This is a genomic window from Candidatus Poriferisodalis sp. (assembly GCF_965221945.1).
In the GTDB taxonomy this organism is placed as follows: domain Bacteria; phylum Actinomycetota; class Acidimicrobiia; order Acidimicrobiales; family Poriferisodalaceae; genus Poriferisodalis.
The window spans coordinates 239,380-264,922 of the sequence record NZ_OZ244925.1 but is presented as its reverse complement, the minus strand read 5'-3'; the positions used below and the strand labels follow the sequence as shown (position 1 = coordinate 264,922).

The window sequence follows — 25,543 nt, the reverse complement described above, 5'->3', positions numbered from 1 at the left end:
GGTGGGTGTTATGCTGCTGGGGTGTTCGTGAAGACGACGAGGCGGCGCAGGGGCGACAAGACGTATGAGTATCTGTCTTTGGTGGAGTCGGTGCGCGACGGCGCGAAGGTCGGGCACCGCACGCTGCTGCGGCTGGGCGAGGCCTCAGCGCTGCGACGCTCGGGCCAGCTCGAGCGCATCGTCGCAGCCTTGGAGGCCCATCTGGAACGCGAACGCGTCGATCCTGGGGCGGTGGAGGCCGAGGGGGCGCCCGCGGCGGGCGGGGTGGCGTGCGCGGCGGCGGTGTGGGAGCGGCTGGGCCTGGGCGGCTGGTTCGCCGAGGCGGGATCGGCGCGCGGCGCCGACCGGCTGGGCGACGCGGTGTTCGCGATGACGGCGAACCGGCTGGTCGCGCCGTGCTCGAAGCGGCGGCTGCCCGAGTGGGCCGCAGCCGACGTGGTCATGCCCGAGGGGTGGTCCGCTCCGTCGCCGGCGCAGTACTACCGGGCGCTGGACGCCGTCGCGGACGTCAAGGACTCGACCGAGGAGTTCCTGTTCGGTCGGCTGTGCGACCTGACCAGCCTGGACCTGCGGTTCGTGTGCTATGACCTGACCTCGACCTATCTGGAGGGCTCCACGGGTCCCTCGGAGCGGTTCGGGTCCAAGGCGTTCGGCTATTCGCGCGACCGGCGCCCGGACCGGCCCCAGGTCGTGATCGGGCTGCTGTGCACCGGCGACGGCGTCCCGATCGCGCACCACGTGTTCGCCGGGAACACCAACGACGCGTCCACGCTGCCCGGCGTGCTCGCCGACCTCACCGAGCGGTTCGCGGTCGGGAGGATCTGCGTGGTCGCGGACCGGGGCCTGGTCTCGGCGGGCAACGTCGCCGCGGTCGCCGACGCCGGCTGCGACCACGTGCTCGCCACCCGCCTGCACCGCGACAAGGCCTGCCGCGAAGCCCTCGAGACCATCGGCGCCGACACCGCCTGGACCGACGTGGCCGCCTGTCGGTGCCGCGCCGCCGAGGCCGTCCTCGCCGACGGCACCCGAGCCATAGTCGTGGAGTCCGACGCCCGCGCCCGACGCGACACGCGGCGCACAGCCGAGCTCGTCGCCCGCGCCGAAGCCGGCCTGGTCGCCCTCGAACACAGAGTCCGGGCCGGACGGCTCGCAGACCCCGCCCTGATCGGACGCGCCGCGCAGCGCGTCCTGGGGCCCAGCGGCGTCGCCGCCCTGTTCGACCTCGAGATCGCGCCCGGCCGGTTCGTCTACCACTACGACGAACACGCTCACGCCTACGAGAGACTCCTCGCCGGCCGCTACGTGCTCACCACCAGCCTTGACGCCCAACAGGCCCCCACCGCACGCGTCGTCGCCGCCTACCGTCAGCTCGCCGACGTCGAAGACCGGTTCCGGACCCTCAAGGACTTCCTGCGGCTGCGCCCCATACGGCACTGGACCGAAAAACGCGTCCGCGGCCACATCGCCGTGTGCGTCTACGCCGCTTTGGCCGAGACCCTCATCTCACGCGACCTCCAAACAGCCCACATCGCCGACCCCGACCAGCCCGACCAGCACCTCACCGCCGCCCGAGCCCTGCGAGAACTCGACCGCATACGCCAAGTCCGCCTCACCGCCCACGACAAGCACATCACCCTCACCACCCGCCGCAGCCCCCTCCAAAACCAGATCCTCGCCGCCACCCACACCCCCACACGCACCTGGGACAAAGCCCGCATCCACTAACGCGTACCCCCTCCCCAGAACCGATGTAGTGGAAACACCAACCCGCGCGCCCCCACTGACCTGCCAAAACGCAAAACACCCGTCAAACTCGGGCCCGACACGCTCGACGCCACCGAGCGAGCACGCCTCGACGGCCTCTTCGCCGCCCACCCGAGGCTCAAGGCTGCATGGGCAGCGCTCGGCGAGCTGCACGGCCTCTACCTCGCCAAGGACCGAAAAGGCGCCCTCGAAGCGCTCGACCGGTTCGCGGACATCTACCGCACCGGCCAGATACCGGGCCTGTCAGGAATTTTGTGTATCGGGCGTGATCTGAGGGTCCGCAGCTGAGGGCTGTGGGCTGGGAAGGATCATGTCTGTGACTGATCATGACGTGCTGGCTGTGCCGGCGAGCGAAGCTGCCGACGATGCAGCGATGAAGGACTGGGCCGAGTATCTGGTGGCCCAGGCACGCGCGGAGGGCGTGGAGCTGACCGGCGACGGCGGCTTGTTGACCGGGTTGGTGCGCCAGGTGCTCCAGACCGGTCTCGAGGTCGAGATGACCGAGCATTTGGGCTATGAGCGTCACGCCCCGGAAGGCCGCGGGACCCCGAACTCTCGTAATGGGTCGACGCCCAAGCGGGTCACAACCGAGATCGGCGAGGTTGATCTGGCGGTGCCTCGGGACCGTGCGGGGTCCTTCGAGCCGGTGACGGTGCCCAAGCACCAGCGTCGTCTCGACGGCCTGTCGGGGAATGTGATCAGCCTCTATGCGAAGGGGCTCACGACCGGGGAGATCCAGGCGCATCTCGCCGAGATCTATGACACCTCGGTGAGCCGGGAGACGATCTCGAAGATCACCGACGAGATCGTGGCCGACATGGCGGTGTGGCAGAACCGGCCCCTCGACGCCGTGTATGCGGTGCTGTTGATCGACGCGATCGTGGTCAAGGTCCGCGACGCCCAGGTCGCCAACCGGCCCGTCTATGTCGCCATCGGCGTGGATCTTCAAGGCGAACGCGACGTGCTGGGGCTGTGGCTGGGCCCGACCGGCGGCGAGGGCGCCAAGCAATGGGCCACGATGCTCACCGAGCTGCGCAACCGGGGCCTGGCCGACGCGCTGATCGTGTGCTGCGACGGACTCAAAGGACTGCCCTCCTCGATCCGGGCGACCTGGCCCGACGCCACGGTGCAGACCTGCGTGGTGCACATGGTCCGCAACAGCCTGCGGTATGCATCCACCAAGCACTGGGGGCCCATCACCAAGGCCATGCGGGAGATCTACACGTCTTCCACCGTCGAGGCCGCCGAGGCACGCTTCGAGGCCTTCGCCGACGACTGGGAAGGCACCTACCCCGCCATGATCGGCTCATGGCGGCAGGCCTGGGACGAATTCGTCCCGTTCCTGGAGTTCCCGCCCGAGCTGCGCCGGGTCGTGTACACGACCAACGCCGTCGAGAGCCTCAACGCCCGCTTCCGACGGGCAGTGCGCCATCGAGGGCACTTCCCCAACGAACAAGCAGCAATGAAAGTCCTCTACCTTGTCGCCACCGCCAGACGCAAGAACCGAACCAACCTGACCGGAAAGACCAACGGCTGGAAAACCATCCTGAACACACTGACCGTCCACTACGGCGACCGGATCGCCGACCACATCTGATGAAAACCATCACGGCCGGTTACACAAAATTCCTGACAGGCCCCAGATACCCGAGTTTGACGGGTGTTTTGCGTTTTGGCAGGTCAGTGGGGGCGCGCGGGTTGGTGTTTCCACTACATCGGTTCTGGGGAGGGGGTACGCGTTAGTGGATGCGGGCTTTGTCCCAGGTGCGTGTGGGGGTGTGGGTGGCGGCGAGGATCTGGTTTTGGAGGGGGCTGCGGCGGGTGGTGAGGGTGATGTGCTTGTCGTGGGCGGTGAGGCGGACTTGGCGTATGCGGTCGAGTTCTCGCAGGGCTCGGGCGGCGGTGAGGTGCTGGTCGGGCTGGTCGGGGTCGGCGATGTGGGCTGTTTGGAGGTCGCGTGAGATGAGGGTCTCGGCCAAAGCGGCGTAGACGCACACGGCGATGTGGCCGCGGACGCGTTTTTCGGTCCAGTGCCGTATGGGGCGCAGCCGCAGGAAGTCCTTGAGGGTCCGGAACCGGTCTTCGACGTCGGCGAGCTGACGGTAGGCGGCGACGACGCGTGCGGTGGGGGCCTGTTGGGCGTCAAGGCTGGTGGTGAGCACGTAGCGGCCGGCGAGGAGTCTCTCGTAGGCGTGAGCGTGTTCGTCGTAGTGGTAGACGAACCGGCCGGGCGCGATCTCGAGGTCGAACAGGGCGGCGACGCCGCTGGGCCCCAGGACGCGCTGCGCGGCGCGTCCGATCAGGGCGGGGTCTGCGAGCCGTCCGGCCCGGACTCTGTGTTCGAGGGCGACCAGGCCGGCTTCGGCGCGGGCGACGAGCTCGGCTGTGCGCCGCGTGTCGCGTCGGGCGCGGGCGTCGGACTCCACGACTATGGCTCGGGTGCCGTCGGCGAGGACGGCCTCGGCGGCGCGGCACCGACAGGCGGCCACGTCGGTCCAGGCGGTGTCGGCGCCGATGGTCTCGAGGGCTTCGCGGCAGGCCTTGTCGCGGTGCAGGCGGGTGGCGAGCACGTGGTCGCAGCCGGCGTCGGCGACCGCGGCGACGTTGCCCGCCGAGACCAGGCCCCGGTCCGCGACCACGCAGATCCTCCCGACCGCGAACCGCTCGGTGAGGTCGGCGAGCACGCCGGGCAGCGTGGACGCGTCGTTGGTGTTCCCGGCGAACACGTGGTGCGCGATCGGGACGCCGTCGCCGGTGCACAGCAGCCCGATCACGACCTGGGGCCGGTCCGGGCGCCGGTCGCGCGAATAGCCGAACGCCTTGGACCCGAACCGCTCCGAGGGACCCGTGGAGCCCTCCAGATAGGTCGAGGTCAGGTCATAGCACACGAACCGCAGGTCCAGGCTGGTCAGGTCGCACAGCCGACCGAACAGGAACTCCTCGGTCGAGTCCTTGACGTCCGCGACGGCGTCCAGCGCCCGGTAGTACTGCGCCGGCGACGGAGCGGACCACCCCTCGGGCATGACCACGTCGGCTGCGGCCCACTCGGGCAGCCGCCGCTTCGAGCACGGCGCGACCAGCCGGTTCGCCGTCATCGCGAACACCGCGTCGCCCAGCCGGTCGGCGCCGCGCGCCGATCCCGCCTCGGCGAACCAGCCGCCCAGGCCCAGCCGCTCCCACACCGCCGCCGCGCACGCCACCCCGCCCGCCGCGGGCGCCCCCTCGGCCTCCACCGCCCCAGGATCGACGCGTTCGCGTTCCAGATGGGCCTCCAAGGCTGCGACGATGCGCTCGAGCTGGCCCGAGCGTCGCAGCGCTGAGGCCTCGCCCAGCCGCAGCAGCGTGCGGTGCCCGACCTTCGCGCCGTCGCGCACCGACTCCACCAAAGACAGATACTCATACGTCTTGTCGCCCCTGCGCCGCCTCGTCGTCTTCACGAACACCCCAGCAGCATAACACCCACCACTCCCGCCAAGCTGCAAATGTCGCCCCTACAAAACCATCACGGAACAACCTCGCCGCACCCAAACCCGCAGGTCACAAACCCGACACCCGCCCAACACGCACCCCAACCCGTCAAATTCGGGCCAGATACCCGAGTTCAGCGACATCGTCGACACGTTCCTCGCCTGGCACGAGGAAATCCTCGACCGGCACCGAGCCCGACGGCCCAGCAACGGCCGAATCGAAGGGACCAACAACCTGCTCCAGGTCCTGCGCCGCAAAGCCCACGGATTCACCAACTACGCCAACTTCGAAGCCCGCGGCATCCTCATCACACAGCCTGACAACACCGAGCCCAGCAGCCCGATCCCACAAAACCGCGAAGGCTCAAGAAATCTGTGCAGAATTGCCGCCACAGACGGCAAGACTGCGCACAGAATGCGTGTCGGCCGCTTCCCGAGCCCGGTCGACTGGCTCTAGACCAGGTCGGCAGCCAGCTCGTCGAGCGGCACCAGCGGCCGGGTGCCCACGTGGGAGATGACCTCGGCAGCGGCCACCGAGCCCAGCCGGCCGCATCGCTCCAGGTCGTATCCCTGAGCCAGCCCGTACGCACACCTGCGGTCCTCGGACACTACAGCTCAGCTCTCACGGCCTGCATCCACTGGTGCAGAGGCCAAATGGCAACGGCGACTCCGAACAGGACATGCGTTCGAGTCCTGATGTGGTCGCCCTCGTCGCCGATTTCGTATGTTTCAGTGGAAGGCTGGAGAACAGCATGTGACTCAACACTTGTAGTCACAATCCCGACTACTCGCCGTGGACTGAAGTCGTGCGAGATCACAGGTGAGCCGCTTTGCCCGTCAACTACGGGGAAGCTCACTTCATACATCGGGTGCTCACGTTCCAAGAAAATGCGTTGAATGTGGCCATGCATCACCCGTGGCTCAAGCTGAATTTGGCCCGGGGCAATTTGCCGGAATGGGTATCCATAGGATTGAACCTCAAGCCCGAGATTGTGGCTGTCAGTTTGACTTGTTGAGACATCATCGGACTTGAGAGGGGCGCAATCGCGTTCAAGTTCGAGCTTCAATGCTGCAACATCAACTCTCGGATGGAGTTCAATTGACTTCGCTGGAACTAACTGACCATCGACTCCTACATAGACATCTCGGGTATTGCTCGCGCCGTTCAGGACATGCGACGCCGTCAGGAACAAGCCCGGCTCGTCAAGCTCAAATGCCGTCCCAGCGAAGTTCACCGTAGATGAGGCAGCGCGAATACCAACAGGCCGGACAAGTGTACCGATGTTTAACCATTCCATCGAGCCTCATTCCTAAATCTTGGACGCACACGTGGCACTAGCGGGTGAAGTGTCTTGAATCTCTGTACAACTCTGTCGACTTAGCGTTGAATCATTCGTATGGTCCCAAGAACCTGTCGCCGTCGTAGTGGATGAGGTGGTCGGGCGATTCGGCTATCCACACGTCGGTTTCCCATGCGATGTCCGAAGCGAATTGGCGGAACGTAGGACGGTCTGCGAACGCGGTTATGTAGACGAGATCCAGGGATGTCGAACCCAAGAGCTCATCGAGCTCGTTCCGGCGCTTGGGATCGATCGGGCCGTGGGATGTCACGGCTTCCACCACAACCAACCAGTCACGCCGCGCGTCATGCACGATCAAGTCAGGCATTTTGCCATGACGACCGGTGTGGATTCCGGCTTCGACGAACGAGTCCTCTTCGAAGACCGCAAACTTCGAATCGGCATCCCCGACGTACCAAACTTGTCCGCCTGGGGTAAAGCGCGAGCAGAATTCTTCAATGACCTCCGCGATCAGCGGATTCTGCCCGCCGGGTGACAAGTCGATATCCGAACCGTCAGGGAGGCGCACCGGAATGCGGCGCATCTGGCGCCGCCGCTCGAGGCGGCTTGCCATGGTCCCGACACGCGCCAGGTAGTCGTCACGGAGCTGCGGCCAAGCACCTGTGCCGTGAGCTCGCATCAGACCACGCGCGAGACTGCTGATCTGATAGACGGTCAGCCCACTGTTGGTCGGTCGATCCGGTTCATTTGGGTTAATGACGGCGAGCCCAGCTGCGCAGAACTGGTGCACAGTTTTACGGCGAACAGACTCGCGAGAGTTTGGCGCGTAGTTCTTGCCATACCGAGTGCGCATGAAGTCCATCATCTCGGTGATACCGCGCAAGGGAGCTCCGGCGTCCGACCACGCGCTGTCGGGCCCTAAGTCGAGTAGGGCCAGGAGCACCAACGCGGACCGGTCGTTGCTCTGTGCCGACGGGAAGCCGAGTTCAGTCAAGACGCTCCGCGCCTCGGTAATCCGGTCGCTCACAAGAGACCCGCCAGCCGAGGGACATGACGACTGACCACCGCGTCGATGGCAGTCTGCTCGAATTCGCAATGGCGCAACTCGATACCCATGTCCAGCAACACATCTCGGCTCGGGCACCGCAGCGACCGTAGATCAGACGCGTTGACTTGCGTATGACCATTGAATTGCCGGAAGAACAAATCCACGACCGTGGAATTCAGGTAGGCCGCCATGCCCCACGCCAGGTCTCGTTCCATTCCGGCGTTGGAACAATGCAACACGTTGACGCGGTTCTCCATAGCGACCATCTCGCCGGGAAGATCATCGCGTTCAAGCACGGCCGCAACTACGCGACGCCGCTCCTCCTTGGCCGAGAATCGTCGGACGAGCACATAGTTGCCCGTGGGAAGGAATAAGTTGCGGGTGTAGTGATCTGAGACGATGGCGTTCGCCTTGCCGCTAGTCGCGTTGGGCCACTTGATGCGACCCCGACGCATGTGCGCCGGATAGATCAGCGGCACGTCTCGCGGCGTGAACTCTGATCGCAAGTAGTCGCGCGACCGGAAGTCGACAACGCGGCCCGTCGACACCGTCACCCCTAGATCGCCAAAGGACAGCGGCAGCGCGCCGATCCGCTCGGCGAGCTCAACACCAGAGCTGTCCTCGGGAATCCGAATGAAGCGATCGGCATCGTCAGGATGCACTACTGAGGCTGTGTTGACACAGTGGCGGCGAGCTGCGTCCAGACCGTTCCCCGAGCTCGTGGCTATCTGCACCTGTGAGTGCTTACCCCCTCGCTCAACGCGGAACACGATGTTCTCCTGGAGTACCGCGTCGTCGCTGAACGCTGCGTTGCGCTGATCGAAGACATGGATGTTGCGTAACGAGTTTCCATCCAGCAACGCACGACGGAATGACTTGAAGTAGGTGCCGTTGCAGAAACTTCGAGGCGTGATGGCGACCAGCTGGCCTCCTGGCGAGAGTAAGCGGATCGCCAGCCAGACAAACGCGGAATAGAGGTTGCTCGTCCGGATGCCCAGTTGCCGAAGTCGGCCGCACGCGGCCGAGGAGGTGTTCATCTTTCCATAGGGCGGGTTCATGATCACCAAGTCGTAGCGCTCATGCTCGAGGTCGAATACGCCAGGAAAGATCTGGGTCGACGCCCAAGTCAGAAAATCAGCGTTGACTGCGCGCGCCTTCATCGAAGGCAACGCCATCGAGCACTCAGTGAGCGTTACCTCGAGGTCGTCAATGAGGTTGCTGTCAATCTCCACAGAAGTCAGATCCAATTCGCACGGCCAGTGCTCTCGCTCAGCGCGGTCAACCAATGCAGCGGACAGAGAACCAACACCGGCACCCGGGTCCAGGACGCGAGCCGCGCCTCTCGGCGCTTCAAACATGTCCGCCAGCAGCGCCGCAACCGTCGAAGGCGTAAAGAACTGACCGAACGAAGCACGTCGATCGGGCACGAGTCGCTCGGCAACCGAAACGCGACGCTGCTCCGTGGACTCAAGAAGACCCAGCACAGGTGCTTCACCGACAACAGTCACTAGACCTCGCCAAGCTGGAAATCGGAACTCTCGTCGAGCATAGGTACCAAGCGCGGTCGCTTTGGGGAACATTTGCGAGCACCAGAAAGAACCACCCAGCAGGCGCGACCGATCCTCGATGCGGTTCAGCTTCGCCGGTTGCCGCAGGTGCATCGATCACAAGAACGGTCAAGCTACGCGGGTACGTCGGATAGAGGGAATGGTCCGCTAGATCAAGTCGGCGGCCAGGGAATCGAGCGGCACGAGCGGTCGGGTGCCCACGTGGGAGATGACCTCGGCGGCTGCCACCGAGCCCAGCCGGCCGCACCGTTCCAGGTCGTATCCCTGCGCCAGCCCGTACAACACACCGGCTGCGTACAGATCGCCCGCACCCGTGCGGTCCACTACCTCGTCGACCGGTTCGACTGGAACGTTCACGACCTCGTCGGGGGTGACAAGCACTGCGCCCGCTGCCGAGAGCGTCACCGATGCGATGTCCACCCGGCCCTGCACCGCCGCGAGCGCTTCGTCGAGATCATCGGTCTCGTACAGCGCCTTGAGCTCGGCAGCGTTCGCAAACAGGACGTTGGTGCAGCGGTTGACCATGTCGATGAGCTCGCGCCGGTGGCGTTGCACGCACAGCGAGTCGGACAGGCTGAGCGCCACCTGGCAGTCGTTGCCGGCCGCAGCGCAGTGCTCTGCCACCTCGCGCAGCGCAGCCCGAGCAGCCGTCGGATCCCACAGGTAGCCCTCCAGCAGCACCGTCCGGGCGCGCGCCACCATTGACCAGTCCACATCGGCCGGGGCGAAACCGGCCGATGCGCCCAGGTACGTGCTCATGGTTCGTTCGCCGTCAGGGGTGATGACGACCGTGCAGCGACCCGTCGGGTCGTCTGCGGGCGCCCGTGCAGTGGCGTGCTCGACCCGGTGACCGACCATGTCAGAGACGAACAGATCGCCGAGCGGGTCGTCGCACACCCGGCCCATGTAGCCGGCGCTGCCGCCCAAAGCCGCTATGCCCAGCATTGTGTTCGCGACCGAGCCGCCGGGCGTCATCTCGTCGGCGCCGCCGAGCATCTGGACGAGCGCGCTGAGCTCGACCGCCCGCTGGGTGTCCACCAGGGTCATCGCTCCCTTGACGATGCCCAACTCGGTGACGACGGCTTCGTCGGCGCGTAGCAACACGTCCACCATGGCGTTGCCGATGCCCACGACATCAAGAGGATGCTCACGAGCAGCGGCATCGGGTGCGTTGCCGATGCCCACGACATCCAGCTGTTCGCCCGACTCCACCCCGTCGGCTTAGCACCTCGTCCTGCCCGTTCGCACGATCTACCCGGCCCTCAGGGCGTCGGTAGTGTGCGCGCCGTGACGTTCCTCATTCCTGGCCCGCCCCCCAAGTCGGGATCCGACGGCTCCGGTGCACCTGATGCCAACCCGTACCGGCTGCCACGAGATGTGCAGCCAGTTCGCTACGACATCGTCATCGAGCCAGATCTCGAAGCTGCACGATTCGTGGGGGAGGTCCGCATCGAGGCGACAGTGGAGCGCCCGGTCGACAGCGTCACCTTGAATGCCGCCGACCTCGAGTGCTCCGATGCGACCTTGCGCCAGGGCGGCCGGGCCGTCGGCGCTGAGATCTCATTCGATCCCGCGACCGAGCGGATGACGCTGCGGCCGGTCGACGGCAGCAGCCTCGATGTCGGCCAAGTGCAGATCGCATGCAGGTTTGCCGGCGAGCTGAACGACCAGCTGCGCGGCTTCTACCGATCCACGTTCGTCGACGAGGCCGGGGAGACGCGCACGATCGCCACCACCCAATTCGAATCCACCAACGCCCGGCGTGCTTTTCCCTGCTTCGACGAGCCCGACCTCAAGGCGGTGTTCGGCGTCACCATGATCGTGCCCCCCGACCTCATGGCGGTCAGCTGCGGCGAATTGGTGTCGTCCGAAGCCACCACCGACGGCCGGCGCCGCGACACCTTCGCCGACACCATGGAGATGTCGACCTATCTGATGGCCTTCATCGTCGGCGACCTCGAAGCGACCGATCCGGTGGACGTCGGCGGAGTGCCGCTCCGGATCGTTCACGTGCGCGGCAAGTCGGCACTGACCGCGTTCGGGTTGGAGGCCGGGGCGTTCTCCCTCGCGTGGCTGGTCGACTACTACGGCATCGACTACCCGGGCACCAAGGTGGACCTCATTGCGGTTCCGGACTTCGCGTTCGGTGCCATGGAGAACATGGGTGCCATCACCTTCCGGGAAACGCTGCTGCTGGCAGATCCGCAGAAGGCGACCACCGCGGAGCTGCTGCGCATCGTCGATGTCGTCGCGCACGAACTCGCGCACATGTGGTTCGGCAACCTCGTGACGATGGACTGGTGGAACGGCATCTGGTTGAAGGAGGCGTTCGCCACCTTCATGCAGGTGGCGACCACCGATGCCTTCCGACCGGAGTGGAATCGCTGGGACGAATTCTCGATCGAGCGTGGGGCGGCATTCGACGTGGACGCGTTGAGTACCACCCGGCCCGTCGAGTACGAGGTGGTCTCCCCCGCCGATGCCGAGGGCATGTACGACGTGCTGACCTACGAGAAGGGCGCTGCGGTGGTGCGGATGCTCGAGCAGTACCTTGGCCCGGACCGGTTTGCAGCGGGAGTGCAGCACTACTTGGAACGCAACAGCTATGCCAACACCACCACGACCGACTTGTGGGACGCCCTTGAGTCCTCCAGCGGCGAGCCGGTGAGGTCGGTCATGGACGGCTGGATATTCAAGGGCGGCTACCCGATCGTGTCCGTCGAAGCGCATCGCAGCGGCCTGACGGTCTCGCAGCACCGATTTGTCTATGGCACCAGGGAATCCGACGATGCGGATGCCGAGATCTGGAGCGTGCCCGTCATGGTGCGCGCTCGCCTTGCCGACGGCAACACCGTCGAGCGGCGACTGCTGCTCGCCGATGCCTCGGCGACTGTGGACTTGGACGGACCGGTCGAGTGGACCGTCGTCAATGCCGGCGGCCACGGCTATTACCGGGTGCGCTACAGCGGGGACCTGCTCGCAGCTGTGGCCCGCCAGGCGCTCGAGGTGCTTGAACCCATCGAGCGCTACGGGCTGGTGGACGACACCTACGCCGCCGTCGTGGCCGGCGACGCCAGCGCTGCGGAGTTCATCGGGCTCGTGACCGACCTGGGCTTGGAGACAGATCTGCACGTGTGGCAGCGGATGATTTGGGGGCTGAAGGGGTTGCACGCCATCGCCGAGCCGGCGGGGCGCGAAACCCTGGCTGTTCTCATCAGGGACTTGGCCACGACCGCCCTGGGCGTGCTGGGCTTCGAGCCTCAGCCCGGCGAACCCGATCTGGACCGCGAACTGCGCGGTGTGCTGTTCGAAGCGGCTGGCGGCAGGGGGCGCGACGAGCTGGTGCGGACCCGCGCACGGGAACTCTTCGAGGCAGCTGCTGGCAACGGTGCCGCCGTCGAGCCGAATCTGGCCGCGGCAGCCGTGCAGGTCGCGGCGGCCTCGGGCGACGAGACCGACTACGAGCGGATGGTCGAGTTGTACCGCTCAGCCGACACTCCCCAGAGCGAACTGCGCTACCTCCAGGCGCTGCTGCTCTTCGAAGATCGACAACTGTTCGAGCGCACGCTGGAGTTGTTCGCCACGGAGGTGCGGACCCAGAACGCCCCCTACCTGCTCGGTGCCGCCATGACGCATCTCGACTGGGGACCGGTGGCATGGGAGTTCATCCGGGACCAGTGGGACGAGTTGACCAGCCGTTTTCCCCAGAACTCGATATCGCGCATGGTCGGCGGGATTCGCGGATTGAACACTCGCGATCTCGCCACCGAGGTCGAGACGTTCTTTGCCACCCACGAGGTGCCACAAGGCGCTCTCACGGTCGCCCAGCACATCGAGAAGATGTGGGTCAACGTGCGGTTGCGCGAACGTGAGGGTGCTCGTATCTGATGTTCGGTCGCCCGCCTCGACGCTCCATGCGACCGGGCGACGAGGTGTGGCTGTCGTTACGTGCACTCGCGGCGGCAGGGGCGCTGATCGCCGTGGTGATCTACTGGGCGCTCGTCATCGTCGACTAAGCGGGCCAGCCGGGCTGGACGCCCGGGACTCGTCGGCCCAGCGCATCATCATGGCGATGATGGCTCCCCACACGATGGGAATGCCGCCCAGCTTCATGATGAGCCCGGCCGTCTGCTGGTCCGTCGCTGCGTCGAGGCCATAGAACCGGGGCGCCAGTTCGTAGGTGGCATAGAGGGGGAAGCTGGCAAAGGTCAGGAACCCCGCAGGCACCGCCGGAACGACACCTAGCGCCAGAAAGAGATACACCATCTTGCCGGGGTAGGCGCGAAGCCGGTGCTCGGTGAGCGGCGACAAGATGGGCAGCCACACGAGCACGCCCGAGACCAGCCACACCACGTCCATCACGAACGAGCCGAATTGGTTTGCCCGCAGGTTGTCGACTGTCCACGGCGAGTGCGTCGCGACGAGGCAACCGTTGAACACCAATGCGGCGGTAACCGGCTTGGTGAGCCGGGTCATGAGGCGGTAGAGGCGCAGCTTCGCCAGGATCCTGCGAGCCATCGGCTCAGGAACGCCCATCACCAGCAGCGGCGCAGCGACCAGCGTGTACAGCATGAACTGCAACATGTGGGCAGAAGCCAGATAGCCCGCTCCCAGCACACCGAGCGGCCAATCGGAAGCCACCCAGAACGCCACCACCCCGGCCAGGAACAGCCACATCTGGCGGCGTTCCGCCGCTGCATCGGCTGCATCCAGCGGCTCGATGCGCATGGCGCGGGCGCGGCGCCGGGCCATCAGGTACGGGACTGCAATGGCAAGCGACGCCGCCCAGACGCCCGGGTAGGCACGCCACGTCCAAGTCCATGGCACCTCGAGCGCTGAGCACCAGAAACGCATCGTGTTACAGGCCCGCGCCGGAGGGCGCATCCGGGTCGATGACGGCCAGGATCGGCAGGTCGTGATTGAACTGGGACTGACGTGTGGGATACGGGTACTGCGCGTAGCCGAACCCGTTGGGGGCAAAGGCGAAGACACGACCGTCGTGGCCTACGTCGTAGGCGCCGTGGTCGTGAGCCGCGTCGGCCTCGGCATCTGTGCTGTGGTCGTGTGCCGTCGTCGGAGTCGTGTCGAAGACCTTGATCGAGGCCAACGAGCCCAGTGCGTTCTGCAGGTCGGTCAACTGCTGCTCGCTCCGGGGAATGAGCCCAACAAAATCAGCGCTGAACTGGTCAAGATACGCACGCAGGATCTCAGGGGCATCCCGATCAGGGTCGACGGTGACCGCCAGCACTTGCACATTCTTCGGGGCACCTGGACGGTTGAGCACGCTGGCAAGCTGCGCCAGCTGCACACCGCAGATATCGGGGCAGTTCGTGAACAACTGGTACACGAGACGTACCTGCCCTTCCGTGTCGGCCGCGAGATCGAAGTCGTTGCCAGCGGTGTCTGTCAGCGACATCTGGGGGATGTGCCGCAGTTCGGAGGGGGCCACCGCGAGGCCTTCGTAGCGCGACTCGGTGTCGCCCCCGCCTCCGCATGCTGCCACGAAGACAGCAGCGACCAGAACTGACGCGACCACCCGCAGGCGTGCCCGGCGCGTGCGTCCTCGACGGCGACGTGCGTGAGACTGACGTGACGCCGATGTGGAGGTGAGGGGAATCGAACCCCTGGCCTCTTCGATGCGACCGAAGCGCTCTACCAACTGAGCTACACCCCCGAGTCGGGCGGTTGTCGAATATATCTGCGCCATCAGCAGGCCCGTCTGCGACCACGCTTCGCTGCACAGCAGCGCTTGGATGCACTGGCTGATCGCCGTTCGGCGCTGTGCCTACTGGTTCGCTGTACGGCGCTGTGCCTACTGGTTCGCCGTTCGGCGCTGTGCCTACTGGTTCGCCGTTCGGCGAATCATCCTCACCGTCGACGAGCTGGCCGGATCTCGCAGTGGCAAGTAGTGCACCTCAGCGGTGGGAGCCGCTCGGCGCCGACGCACCGCCAGCGCGACGTAACCCGTGGTGAGCCCGAGCATCACGACGAAGGCAGCGAGCGCCCACAGCGATCCCGTGGCGAGTGTGCCTGCGAGCGTCACCAGCATGCACAGCACGAGCAATGTGCCGATGTCGCGTCGACGGACCGCTGCCTGCTTGGGCGTGGTCGGCATTGAGGTGGATGGGCTCGTCCACCGAGGTTGCGGCTCGCGGAATTCCCTCAACACATGCGCTTGGGAGATACGTGCTGCAGCCGGCGCCGAACGACCGAGCGAGTCGAGTTGTTGGTGGAACTGGTCGACGGACGATGTTGTTCTGCGTCGTGGCTGGAACAGGCGCGCAACGTCGGGAGCCAGTACCACGATCCAAGCGACAGCCAACAACACCAAGACCAGTTGTGTCACGCATCACCTGCTTAGCGGGCGGGCCTGCCCACAGAGGGTGCCATTCCGCCGCGCGCCCAACCTGCATTTCCGCTGCCCGCGCACTGCAGCAGACTAATCTTCCCAGATTGAGAGCGGCGATCGCGCGATCGTTCGCTCGGCGGGAACTTCGCAGCACCGCAACCGCGTCAGGCGACTGGATCAGTCGGCGGCTTCCGCTTCTCGCCGGTAGGTGCCCGACTTGCCGCCCACTTTCTCCCACAGGGCGAGGTCGCCGATGACCATGGATCGGTCGGCCGACTTGCACATGTCGTAGATGGTGAGGGCTGCGACGGAACACGCCGTCATCGCCTCCATCTCAACACCAGTGCGGTCCACTGTCTCCACCTGCGCCTCGATCTCGATCCAGGTGTCGGCAATCTCAAAATTCACATAGACAGCGCCGACGAGCAGAGGGTGGCACAGCGGGATGAGATCTGGTGTGCGCTTGGCGGCCTGGATGCCAGCCACCCGAGCGACTGCGATGACGTCCCCCTTCGCAATCGCACCCCGGGCAACCAGTGACGCGGTCTCCACGTCCATGTATACGCGGCATCGAGCGATCGCCCGTCGATGTGAGATCTCCTTCGGCGTCACGTCGACCATGCGCGCCCGACCCAGAGGATCCAAGTGTGTGAAAGGTGACTCGGTCATGATCTCAGCCGCCCCTGTATTTGATGAATCGGCGGACTTCAGCCGCCGATTTGACTCATGGTTCGCTTTGGTTTGATGAAATTGACCTGCCCGATCGAGTGGCCGGCCCACTTGGTGCCGACCGCATCGCGGACTGCAACCGCGAGGCGGTCATCGACCTCGTCGCCCGTAGCGCCGCTGCGCAGGATCGACCGCATGTCGAACTCGTCCAGCGCAAACAGGCAGGTGCGGAACTGGCCTTCGGCTGTCAGACGCACCCGGTCGCAGTTGCCGCAGAAGGGCTTCGTGACGCTGGCAATGACTCCGACATGACCGCCGCCGTCGAGGTAGCGGTAACGCTCGGCGGGCTCGTTGGAACGCAGCACGGGCTCGGTCGGGAACACGTCTGAGATCGCCGCCAAGATTTCATCGGCGGGAACCACCACGTCTGAGGTCCACACGTCTCCGGCTTCGAGCGGCATGAACTCGATGAAGCGGACCTCGACTCCGCGCTCGCGGCCGAACCGGGCGAAGTCCACGACTTCGTCGTCGTTGATGCCGCGCATCATGACCGTGTTGATCTTCACTGGCGCGAGCCCAGCGTCGATGGCTGCATCGATGCCGTCGAGGACCCGATCCAGCTCGTCGCGGCGCGTCAGCTCCAAGAAGCGATCGCGATGGAGCGAGTCGAGGCTGATGTTGATGCGCGAGAGGCCCGCTTCCGCCAGCGGCTTGGCATGCATGCGCAACGTGGCGCCGTTCGTGGTCAACGCCACGTTGACGCCAAGGGCGGCGAGACGTTCGACCAGCCGTGGCAGGTGAGCCCGCACCAACGGCTCGCCACCCGTCAGCCGGATGCTCTCGAAACCGAAGCGGTCCACGCAGACCTTGGCGAAACGCTCGATCTCCTCGAAGCTCAGGATCTCTGAACGCGGAAGCCACTTCATGCCCTCCGCGGGCATGCAGTACTGGCAGCGAAAATTGCAGCGATCGGTGACCGAGATGCGCAAATCGCCCACGGTCCGACCGAACGGATCGACAAGATCAGCCGATCGCGCCGACGCTACGGCACCTGCTGCACCATTCATTGACCTGAGCGTATCGACGGCCGCGCAGCGAGGTCGCTGCCGGGTCCCCGACGATGGACTTGCTCAGTCCAGCAGGAGCACGTCGAGCTTGTCTCCCGCACGCACGCCATCGCCGTCGGGGATGACTGCGAGGGCATTCGACTTGGCCATGGCCCACAGCATGTGCGAGCCCTGACCTCCCGCGGAGCGCACTGCGGTCCGACCGCCCAGCGGTGTCGCCAGCACCCGCATGAAGTGCGTCTTGCCGTCCGGGCGCCGGAGCAGGTCTTCCGCTGCGAAGGCCACGACCGTGGGTCGGATCGGCTGCGGGTGCCCCATCATCGAGCGCAGGCCGGGCCGGGCGAAAAGCTCGAAGGACACCATCGATGAGACCGGGTTGCCCGGAAGCCCGAAGACAGGCACATCGCCCACTGTGCCGAACGCCAGCGGCTTTGCCGGCTTGATCGCCACCTGCATCCACCGCATGTCGCCGATGCGGTCAAGCACAGCTTTCACGTAGTCGAAGTCGCCCATGCTCACGCCGCCCGAGGTGACGATGGCGTCGCATGTCTGGACGCCGATGGCGAGGGCGGCCTCGATCTCGGCTGGGTCGTCGCGAGCCAGGCCGAGGTCAACCGTTTCCACATCGGCTCGGTGTGCCAACGCCAGCAGCGTCCGACGGTTCGAATCGCGGATCTGTCCCGGCTGCAAAGGACTGCCATCGTCGACGAGCTCGTCGCCTGTGGACAGCACGCCGACTCGCGGCCGGGGGTACACCTCAACCTCGGTCATCCCGAGGCTGCACAGGACGCCGAGATGTCCCGCCGCGAGCTCAGTTCCTGCGGGGAACACGTTGTCGCCGGCATGCAGATCATCGCCAACAGGCCGCACGTGATTGTCGGGCGGGACGCTGACCTCGACTCGTACGATTTCGCCGTCTGCGGCCGAGTCCGAAACGATCGCCGTGCGCTCCACCATGACGACGGCATCGGCCCCGGGGGGAATCGTGGCGCCGGTCATGATGCGACTGGCTTCACCGGGCCCCACGGTGACCTGCGGAGCATGTCCGGCGGCGATCGTCTCGACGACGCGCAGCTCACAAGGAGCGTCCGCAACGTCCGCCGATCGCACGGCGAAGCCGTCCATGGCCGTGTTCGGGAATTGGGGGATGTTCTGCGATGCGATGATCTCGCTGGCCGTCACCAAGCCCAGCGCGTCCGCGACCCGCACACGCACGGACTTGCGCGCTTGGCATCGGTCCAGAACGAACTCGCGCGTGGTCTCGAGCGGAAGCACCGGGCGCAATGTACTGGGCGCAATGTGCCCGAGGCGGCCTAGCGGGGGGTCTCGATGCCTCGCGCTGCGAGTATCCGGGCGATCTCGGGACGGCGCGCTTCGAGTTCGGCAGGATCCTTCACCGGCTGGAAACGCCCGTCAGGCCCGTCACGCTCGACGAGCAGCATCGTGGTGTCCACGAAGGCCGAAAGCTCGCCGATCAGCCGTTCGAACTGGACGACCTGGGCGCCCTCGACCTGTTTGTGGACCTCGAGCCACGTGAGCGGCCAGTCCGCCTCGAAGACGTCGACGTCGGCAACCAGTGAATTGGTGTTCACCGCACACGTCGCCAGCGGATCGATCCCGGGTGGCAGGCGAAATGCCTCCACGATCTGCAGTCGCCCGTCCACACGCCACGGCGATCCCCCCGATGCGCTGCCCGGGACGACTTCGCAGGTGAGCGGCTTCGCTTCCACCACGTGGGCGCCGATCACTGCCGGATCCAGCGTTGCCGCAGCGTTGTCGACATTGGTCACGAACAAGTGCCGACCGCCTGCTTCGGCAAACTGGCCAAGCAGGCCGCTCCGGCGCATCGCCCATGGCGCGTCCCCGTGTCCCGGCGCGTGCAACGACACGGTGCCGCTGCGATCCCGGAACAGATCGCCGTCGGGCGTCAGGCGCATGGAGACGCCCTGGGGAGCGAAGTCGACCGGTGCCTGTGCGCTGCGGGTGCCGGCCGTTGCCCAGTCGCGCAGAGCGCCGTCGGACTGGAAACTCGTCATCAGCCACAGCGGGACGGTGCACCCCAACTCGCTCACCAGGCGCCGCAAGTCGGCCATCTTGGCGTCCGCGAACCTCAGACCGGGCAGCACCTCGGCCAGCGCTTTTACGCCGCCGCCGAAACGAGTGGCCATGCCGCCCGCCAGGAGCAAGACGCCCACCTGCCCACGTGCGATTGCCTCCCGACCCGCATCTGCGAGCCGTCCGCGTTCGGCCGAGCCCAGCGGTGCCAACGCCACAAGTTCGTCGGTATGAGCGGCTGCGATGCTGCCGCGCACCCAATTCGCAGCGGTCCGGTCGCTGCCGCTGCCCGAATTGCCGGTCAGCCGGCCGCGCAGCTCATCGAACGTGCCGGTGTCGAAGCCGTAGGCGGCCAGCGTCCGAGCCGAGTGCTCGTCGATGCTGTACCGGGCTGCCAGATCCGAAACGCGCACGCCGCCAGAACCTAGAGCGTCGGCGGAGAGGCGGCGATGCCTGCCAGGCCCGACAGCCGCGACTCTGCGCAGAAATGCCGCCACAGACGGCAAATTTGCACACAGAAGGCGCGACAACGGCTTCCCGAGCCGTGAAACCCACCTGCCGGCGCGGCGCGCGCCGAATTCGCCGGGCAGTCCACGACGCCCGACAGCTACACTGCTCGGCGGCTGGAGCCAGGACCACATCGCAGAACGGGACCTCATGCCGACCTACCAGTACCGCTGCACTGACTGCGGAGAGTCGTTCGAGCGCCATCAGAGTTTCTCGGACGATCCCATCACGGTGTGCCCACTGCCGCGGGAGGGCGAAGCGCTCAACGGGGCAGGGTCGACGTGCGGCGGCGAGGTCCGCAAGATCTTCTCCAACGTCGGCATCAGCTTCAAGGGCAGCGGCTTCTACCGCAACGACAGCCGACCCTCTTCAAGCTCGGATTCGTCGGGCTCGTCGGAATCCGGCTCATCCTCATCAAGCACAACCAGCGAATCCCCAAGCAAGGAATCGACCTCTTCGGAGAGCGGCTCGTCAAACGACAAGTCCAGTTCAACCGTCGGGGCCGCCTCGGCGTCAGGCTGACGCCTCCAGCATCGAAACGAATCCGCGGCGATGCAACCGCCGCGATGACTTCGCGGCGGAGGCTTCCATGGCGTACATCTCACAACTCGGCGATCTCTGGCAGCGCCGTCCCAACCTGGTCCACTGGACCGCCGTCGGCGCTGTTGCGCTCGTGGCACTTGTGCTCGTCTCCGGGATGACCGGCCGGGCGCGCACGGCTGCTGCTGCATGGGGGACCTCGGTACGCGTACTTGCCGCACAGTCCCCGTTGGCAGTAGGGACATCTCCCGAAGGGCACGTCGATCTCATCGAGGTCCCGGCCCATCTCGTGCCTGCCGGAGCGCTCACCAGCGCTTTCGAGCTCGGCGAGCTGACCCGAGCCGTCCCACGCGGGGGCCTGCTGACCGAGCTGGACTTTCACCCCGCGGCAGGAGTGAGCCCAGGGCGCCGGGGCATCGGCATCAGCGTCGATTCCCACGCACCCGACGTCGAGCCCGGCACCGGCGTGGAGTTGCTGCTGTTCGCCGACATCGATCCGTTCGATCCCTCCGCCGGCAATGCAAGCCCCGATCGCGTGCCTGCCTATGTCCTGGCCGCATCGGCAGATCGATGGTTTGTCGAAATCGAGCCCGTGCACCTCGAGGGGGTCGCGCGCGCCAGCGCGACTGGCATCGTGGTGCCGGTGGTCCTCAGCGCAGACCGCTGATAGCCACCACGGCCACGGCAGCCGCCAATGCCACGCGGTAGCCAGCGAACCACGCAAACGGGGATCGCTGCGGAGCCCGGCTCGTCCGATCCAGCAGCCACACCATTGCGGCAACGCCCGCCCACGACGACACCACTGCTGCTGCTCCCCCGACGATGAACAGCTGCAACTGCGCACCTGTGGGCGCGGCATCTGCGAGCGTGACCGAGCGGTAGACGCCCGCGCCCCCAATGAGCGGCAAGCTCATGAGGAAAGCCAGTCGCGCCGCCGCAGCCCGGTCGAAGCCGAGCCACCGGCCTGCCGTGATGCTCACCCCCGAGCGGCTCACACCCGGCAGCAAGGCTGCTGCTTGCGCGAGTCCCATTCCGACCGCGTCCCGCAGGCCGTAGGAATGCTGGGACCTCTGCGCACCTCGTCGCCCCGCCGATGCGTCGCTCCACCACAGCAACCCACCGAAACCAGCCAGCAGCGCAGCGATCAGCAGCGGCTGCTCTGCGAGGTCGAGCAAACGGTCCTCCAGCGTGACGCCCACCAGCGCCGCGGGGACGGCCGAGAGGGCCAAGCTCAGCGCAACCACCGTGTCGCGATCGGCGCGGCCGCGGATGCCGCTCCACAGTGCTCTGGCGTAGCGGGCGATATCGGCACGCAAGTACACCGCCGCTCCAACGAGCGTGCCGACGTGCAGCGCGACGTCGAAGGCATTCTCCAGCTCGTTGTCACCATCGAAAAGATCCCAACCGGCCAGCCACGGCACCACTTCGAGGTGGGCGCTCGAAGAGACCGGGAAGAACTCGGTCACTCCTTGCAGCAGGCCGAGCACGATCGCCACGGCAAAGTCCGGCACCGAAGCGGCCTCTAGTCGTCGCTCCCCACCGATGGGACAATGCGCGGTCTCCAGCGACGGGGTGGGTCGTAGTGATGGCCGACCGCCCAGCCCTGACGCATCGATGCGAGGAAGGTTGCGGGATCGTCGTCGTCGAAATCCGGCATCTCGAGGTAGGCGCCCCCGAGTGCTTCGGCCACGTGGGCGTCGCTGCCGGCACCCGGCGCCAAGCCGTGCTCGCCGGCATAGCGCGCCGCACGCGAGTTGAGGCTGGTGAGGCTCGTCTTCGCGTTGAGCACCTCGATGCCGTCGACGAGACCCTCGCCGACGAGCTCATCGAGCACGTCGTGACGCAGGTTGTTGCGCAGCGGATCGAACGGGTGCGGGATATAGACGAGCCCACCCTGGTCCTTCACGGCTCGCGCGGCCGTCACCGGCGCCAGACCTTGCGGCACGCGGTCGGTCAGGAAGAGCCCGATGATCTCACCCGCGTGGGTCTTCATCTCCTCGCCGACCACGACCCGAGCATCCAAGGAGCCCTGCAGCTGTTGGGCACCGCGCACGGCGTTGTGATCGGTGATGCACACCACATCGATGCCGCTCTCCGACAGGCATTGCGCGAACTCGTCCGGTGTCGTGGTCGAGTCGCCCGACCACATCGTGTGCGTGTGAAAATCGACCCGCACCCAACCCGACGGGCACTGGTTGGCGAGATGCGGATGGCGTTCGACAGCTGCTGGTGCGGGTAGGCGCGGCATCGCTCACACCCCCGAGAGCGCCACGTCAGCGATGACCAGCGGCGGCATCGACATGCCGCCCGCGAGAGGTTCAGCGGTGGCGCCGACGCCGCAGATCTCCAGCAGCATCCGCTGAAGGGTGGACGCGATAGTGGCCTCGCGAAACGGCTCGGCGAGTTCGCCCCCAGCGATGCGGTGCCCCCAGGCGCCGACCGAGAAATCGCCGCTCGTGGGATTGACCCCGCTGTGCAAACCGCTGACGCCGCGCACCAGCACACCGTTTCCGACCGCAGCGAACAGATCTTCAGCGGCGATATCGCCAGTGGCGACAACGCGCGCATGGGTGCCCACACCAGGAACGGACCGCGTGCCGCGCACTGCCGAGCCGGTCGAGGACGTGTCCGACCGGCGTGCCGTGTAGGCGTTGTGCAGGAAGCCGCAGAGCACGCCCGCCGAGATCAGCGCGTTGCGGCGGGCCGCCAGACCCTCGCCGTCGAAGTTCGCTGCACCAAGTGTCGTCGGGTCGGTGGGGTCGTCGACCAGGTGCAGGCGCTCATCGGCAATCGGCTCGCCAACCCGGTCGGCGAACGGCGAGCGGCCCTTGAGCACACTGTCTGCGGCGAGCACGCTCGACACCACACCGATGAAAGCTGCCGCAACCGGCGGGGCCAGCACAACATTCATTCGTTCGCTGGGCGGCTTGGTTGCGCCCAGCTGGCCGGTGGCCAACGCTGTTGCTTCTGTGACGACTCGTTCGACGTCAAGTTCGTCGGGACGCCACGCAGCATCACCGGCGTAACCGATCTGCGTCTCGTCACCTTCGGTGGCGAGAGGTTGGGCGCCGATCGAACAAGTGCCGCGCTCGGATTGCACACAGATGCCGGTGCTTGAGGCCAGCGCAGACTGCGACCACCCGTCGCTCCACGCCGCGACACGCACTCCCGAGATTCGGGGATCTGCGGCTAAGCAGCGGCGCTCGAGGTCGATGGCCGCCGCGATCTTGTCGGCGTCGGACACGCCCAGCACTGATGAGTCGCCGAGGTCAAGGCCGGGGGGCGCCACGCCATCGGGCTCGGCAAGTCCCTGGTGGGGATCAGGCTCGCCGAACGTCACGTTGCGGCGGGCAGCTGCGAGCGTGTCGGACACCACGTCGGCGTCCAGAGAGCCGGCCGATGCGAAGCCTTGACGCCCTTGCGAGACAACCCGCACGCCGATCGCGGCACTCACACCCGAGCGCAAAGATTCGACATCGCCGTTGTACGCACGCACCGTGGTGGAGCGCCCCGTCGACACGCAGACCTCGATCTGCTCGTTTCCGTGGGCTTGCTCGCACACCCGTTGGGCGAGGCGAGCCAACTCGTCAGTGTCGTAGTGCCGTCGTTCGCTCACGCGCGATCACACCCCGCCGCTCACGCGCGACAACACCCCGCCGCTCACGCGCGACAACACCCCGCCGCTCACGCGCGACAACACCCCGCCGCTCACGCGCGACAACACCCCGCCGCTCACGCGCGACAACACCCCGCCGCTCACGCGCGACAACACCCCGCCGCTCACGCGGCGGTGCCCCCGACCGTGAGGGCACGCACTCGCAGAGTGGGCTGGCCGTCGCCAACGGGCACGCCTTGGCCGTCCTTGCCGCAGGTGCCCGGGCTCCCCATGGCGAAGTCGTTCCCAAGGGCGTCGATGTCGAGAAGCACCTGAGGGCCATTGCCGATCAAGTTGCCCTCGCGCAGCGGCTCGGTGATCACACCGTCTTCGATGAGATACGCCTCGGTCATGCCGAATACGAAGTCGCCTGTGGCGGTGTTGACCTGACCACCGCCAAGGTGCGCCACATAGACACCCCACGGGGTGTCGGCGATGATGTCGGCGGGATCGATGTCGCCGTTGGTGACGAAGGTGTTCGTCATCCGGACCATCGGCAGGTGCGTGTAGCTCTGGCGGCGACCGTTGCCCGACGGCGCGCGGCCATCGTCGCGGCTGCGCAGCCAATCCCACATGTAGTCGGTCAGCACGCCGTCGGAGATCAGCACGTTGCGTTGGGTCCGATGGCCTTCGTCGTCGATGGCCAGCGCGCCCCACTCGGGACCCATCGTGCCGTCGTCGACCAGCGTCACTCCGCTGGCAGCCACTTGCTCCCCCACCCGACCAGCGAACACTGACGCGCCCTTGCGCACCAGATCGGCTTCGAGTCCGTGACCGCAGGCCTCGTGGAATAGCACTCCGCCCCCGCCCCGAGCGATGACAACGGGTACCTCGCCGCTGGGCGCCGGGCGAGCCGACAGCTTGGTGACGGCACGCTGCGCAGCGCGCTCGGCAAGCTCGGCCGGGTCGTAGTCGTCGAACAGCTCCCACCCGACCGTGTAGCCGACGGTCTCGCGTCCAGTCTGCAAGCCGCTGTCGCCGCTCGCGACGCATCCCACCGAGAAGAGCGTCCGCACCTGGTCGTCGGCGGCGCACACCCCACTGGTGTTCGCCACCATGATCCGGCGGCGGCCCTCGCCATAGCGGGCGGTGACCTGAGTGATGGCCTGGTGACTGGACCGGGCAGCATCATCGGCGGCGCGCAGCAGTGCCACCTTGCGTTCCGCGCCGATGGTTGCGGGCAGTACTGCCACCCGTGGCTCTGCGAGGCCGTTGCCCCCGAGCGACATCATGTCCACCGTCCCGCCTTGGGGCGAGCGGGTTGCCACCGCTGCAGCCGTGTGGGCCGCATCTGCCAGTCCTGCGGCACTCAGGTCGGACGTGTGCGCATAGCCCGTGATGTCGCCAGCGGTGACACGAATCCCCACACCACGGTCGCGACCCGAGTTCATCTCGGTGACCCGGCCCTCGTCGAAGACCACGCCAACCGATTCACGATCCTCGGCGAACAGCTCGGCCCACTCGCCGCCGGCGTGCAGCGCCGCGCGCAGCGTCGCGTCAACCACGTCGAGGTCGACGAGCGGCTCCGCTGCTCCGCTCACGGGTGTCATCGT

The 25,543-nt window shown here is 66.4% G+C and carries 23 protein-coding genes and 1 tRNA gene; 6 read left to right on the top strand and 18 right to left on the bottom strand.

Features of this window, described 5'->3' with window-relative positions; translation table 11 throughout:
- The first annotated feature begins 21 nt into the window (after positions 1-21).
- Positions 22-1,725 carry an IS1634 family transposase gene (locus ACOQPH_RS01230; protein ID WP_420621888.1) on the top strand — a complete coding sequence of 568 codons (1,704 nt, stop codon included), beginning with the start codon at positions 22-24 and terminating at the stop codon, positions 1,723-1,725.
- Positions 1,726-2,074: 349 nt separating this feature from the next.
- Positions 2,075-3,361 (top strand): IS256 family transposase, encoded by a 1,287-nt coding sequence (locus ACOQPH_RS01225; protein WP_420621901.1) that lies wholly within the window; start codon positions 2,075-2,077, stop codon positions 3,359-3,361.
- 142 nt (positions 3,362-3,503) lie between these two features.
- Here the strand turns inward: ACOQPH_RS01225 and ACOQPH_RS01220 are convergent, their stop codons facing one another.
- Positions 3,504-5,207: an IS1634 family transposase gene (locus tag ACOQPH_RS01220; RefSeq protein ID WP_420621888.1), complete on the bottom strand. Its 1,704-nt coding sequence runs from the start codon at positions 5,205-5,207 to the stop codon at positions 3,504-3,506.
- Between the two features lie 58 nt (positions 5,208-5,265).
- Between ACOQPH_RS01220 and ACOQPH_RS01215 the strand changes: the two genes are divergently transcribed.
- The gene (locus ACOQPH_RS01215) at positions 5,266-5,688 is read left to right on the top strand and encodes a transposase (RefSeq protein ID WP_420624289.1); all 423 of its coding nucleotides are present in this window, start codon (positions 5,266-5,268) and stop codon (positions 5,686-5,688) included.
- Here the strand turns inward: ACOQPH_RS01215 and ACOQPH_RS01210 are convergent.
- The 5 genes from ACOQPH_RS01210 to ACOQPH_RS01190 form a co-directional block, all read right to left on the bottom strand.
- The gene (locus tag ACOQPH_RS01210) at positions 5,685-5,840 is read right to left on the bottom strand and encodes a hypothetical protein (protein ID WP_420622949.1); all 156 of its coding nucleotides are present in this window, start codon (positions 5,838-5,840) and stop codon (positions 5,685-5,687) included. The genes ACOQPH_RS01215 and ACOQPH_RS01210 overlap by 4 nt on opposite strands.
- Positions 5,840-6,529, bottom strand: coding sequence for a S1 family peptidase (locus tag ACOQPH_RS01205; protein WP_420622948.1), 690 nt, complete (start codon positions 6,527-6,529; stop codon positions 5,840-5,842). The genes ACOQPH_RS01210 and ACOQPH_RS01205 overlap by 1 nt, the downstream gene beginning before the upstream one ends.
- A 91-nt stretch (positions 6,530-6,620) precedes the next feature.
- The gene (locus tag ACOQPH_RS01200; protein WP_420622947.1) at positions 6,621-7,526 is read right to left on the bottom strand and encodes a BsuBI/PstI family type II restriction endonuclease; all 906 of its coding nucleotides are present in this window, start codon (positions 7,524-7,526) and stop codon (positions 6,621-6,623) included.
- Between the two features lie 29 nt (positions 7,527-7,555).
- Positions 7,556-9,064, bottom strand: a complete 1,509-nt coding sequence (locus ACOQPH_RS01195) for an Eco57I restriction-modification methylase domain-containing protein (RefSeq protein ID WP_420622946.1) — start codon at positions 9,062-9,064, stop codon at positions 7,556-7,558.
- A 231-nt stretch (positions 9,065-9,295) separates the two neighbouring features.
- Positions 9,296-10,360: an adenosine kinase gene (locus ACOQPH_RS01190; RefSeq protein WP_420622945.1), complete on the bottom strand. Its 1,065-nt coding sequence runs from the start codon at positions 10,358-10,360 to the stop codon at positions 9,296-9,298.
- Between the two features lie 75 nt (positions 10,361-10,435).
- On the opposite strand from ACOQPH_RS01190, the gene ACOQPH_RS01185 reads away from it, so the two are divergent.
- Complete coding sequence (locus ACOQPH_RS01185; RefSeq protein ID WP_420622944.1) at positions 10,436-13,036, top strand: M1 family metallopeptidase; 2,601 nt, start codon at positions 10,436-10,438, stop codon at positions 13,034-13,036.
- Positions 13,037-13,150: 114 nt separating this feature from the next.
- Here the strand turns inward: ACOQPH_RS01185 and ACOQPH_RS01180 are convergent, their stop codons facing one another.
- The 8 genes from ACOQPH_RS01180 to ACOQPH_RS01145 form a co-directional block, all read right to left on the bottom strand.
- Positions 13,151-14,002 carry a cytochrome c oxidase assembly protein gene (locus tag ACOQPH_RS01180; RefSeq protein WP_420622943.1) on the bottom strand — a complete coding sequence of 284 codons (852 nt, stop codon included), beginning with the start codon at positions 14,000-14,002 and terminating at the stop codon, positions 13,151-13,153.
- A 4-nt stretch (positions 14,003-14,006) separates the two neighbouring features.
- Positions 14,007-14,684, bottom strand: coding sequence for an SCO family protein (locus tag ACOQPH_RS01175; RefSeq protein ID WP_420622942.1), 678 nt, complete (start codon positions 14,682-14,684; stop codon positions 14,007-14,009).
- 65 nt (positions 14,685-14,749) lie between these two features.
- Positions 14,750-14,822 (bottom strand) — tRNA-Ala (locus ACOQPH_RS01170).
- A 165-nt stretch (positions 14,823-14,987) separates the two neighbouring features.
- Positions 14,988-15,494 (bottom strand): hypothetical protein, encoded by a 507-nt coding sequence (locus tag ACOQPH_RS01165; RefSeq protein ID WP_420622941.1) that lies wholly within the window; start codon positions 15,492-15,494, stop codon positions 14,988-14,990.
- A gap of 180 nt (positions 15,495-15,674) precedes the next feature.
- Positions 15,675-16,166 carry a cyclic pyranopterin monophosphate synthase MoaC gene (gene moaC, locus ACOQPH_RS01160; RefSeq protein WP_420622940.1) on the bottom strand — a complete coding sequence of 164 codons (492 nt, stop codon included), beginning with the start codon at positions 16,164-16,166 and terminating at the stop codon, positions 15,675-15,677.
- Positions 16,167-16,204: 38 nt separating this feature from the next.
- Positions 16,205-17,233, bottom strand: coding sequence for a GTP 3',8-cyclase MoaA (moaA, locus tag ACOQPH_RS01155; RefSeq protein WP_420622939.1), 1,029 nt, complete (start codon positions 17,231-17,233; stop codon positions 16,205-16,207).
- Positions 17,234-17,296: 63 nt separating this feature from the next.
- The gene (glp, locus tag ACOQPH_RS01150; RefSeq protein WP_420622938.1) at positions 17,297-18,508 is read right to left on the bottom strand and encodes a gephyrin-like molybdotransferase Glp; all 1,212 of its coding nucleotides are present in this window, start codon (positions 18,506-18,508) and stop codon (positions 17,297-17,299) included.
- Between the two features lie 38 nt (positions 18,509-18,546).
- Complete coding sequence (locus tag ACOQPH_RS01145; protein ID WP_420622937.1) at positions 18,547-19,701, bottom strand: UTP--glucose-1-phosphate uridylyltransferase; 1,155 nt, start codon at positions 19,699-19,701, stop codon at positions 18,547-18,549.
- 244 nt (positions 19,702-19,945) lie between these two features.
- On the opposite strand from ACOQPH_RS01145, the gene ACOQPH_RS01140 reads away from it, so the two are divergent.
- Both ACOQPH_RS01140 and ACOQPH_RS01135 read left to right on the top strand, forming a co-directional pair.
- Entirely contained in the window at positions 19,946-20,317 is a 372-nt protein-coding gene (locus tag ACOQPH_RS01140; protein WP_420622935.1) for an FmdB family zinc ribbon protein, read from the top strand.
- 67 nt (positions 20,318-20,384) lie between these two features.
- On the top strand, positions 20,385-21,002 hold the full coding sequence (locus ACOQPH_RS01135) for a hypothetical protein (protein WP_420622934.1): 618 nt from the start codon (positions 20,385-20,387) through the stop codon (positions 21,000-21,002).
- Here ACOQPH_RS01135 and ACOQPH_RS01130 read toward each other — a convergent pair.
- The 4 genes from ACOQPH_RS01130 to ACOQPH_RS01115 form a co-directional block, all read right to left on the bottom strand.
- A complete protein-coding gene (locus ACOQPH_RS01130) occupies positions 20,986-21,846 on the bottom strand; it encodes an undecaprenyl-diphosphate phosphatase (protein WP_420622933.1) in 861 nt (286 codons plus the stop codon). The two genes, ACOQPH_RS01135 and ACOQPH_RS01130, sit on opposite strands and share 17 nt — an antisense overlap.
- 11 nt (positions 21,847-21,857) lie before the next feature.
- Entirely contained in the window at positions 21,858-22,583 is a 726-nt protein-coding gene (locus tag ACOQPH_RS01125) for a PHP-associated domain-containing protein (protein WP_420622932.1), read from the bottom strand.
- A 3-nt stretch (positions 22,584-22,586) separates the two neighbouring features.
- Positions 22,587-23,951, bottom strand: coding sequence for a TldD/PmbA family protein (locus ACOQPH_RS01120; RefSeq protein WP_420622931.1), 1,365 nt, complete (start codon positions 23,949-23,951; stop codon positions 22,587-22,589).
- Positions 23,952-24,115: 164 nt separating this feature from the next.
- Positions 24,116-25,531 (bottom strand): TldD/PmbA family protein, encoded by a 1,416-nt coding sequence (locus tag ACOQPH_RS01115; protein WP_420622930.1) that lies wholly within the window; start codon positions 25,529-25,531, stop codon positions 24,116-24,118.
- Positions 25,532-25,543 lie beyond the last annotated feature (12 nt).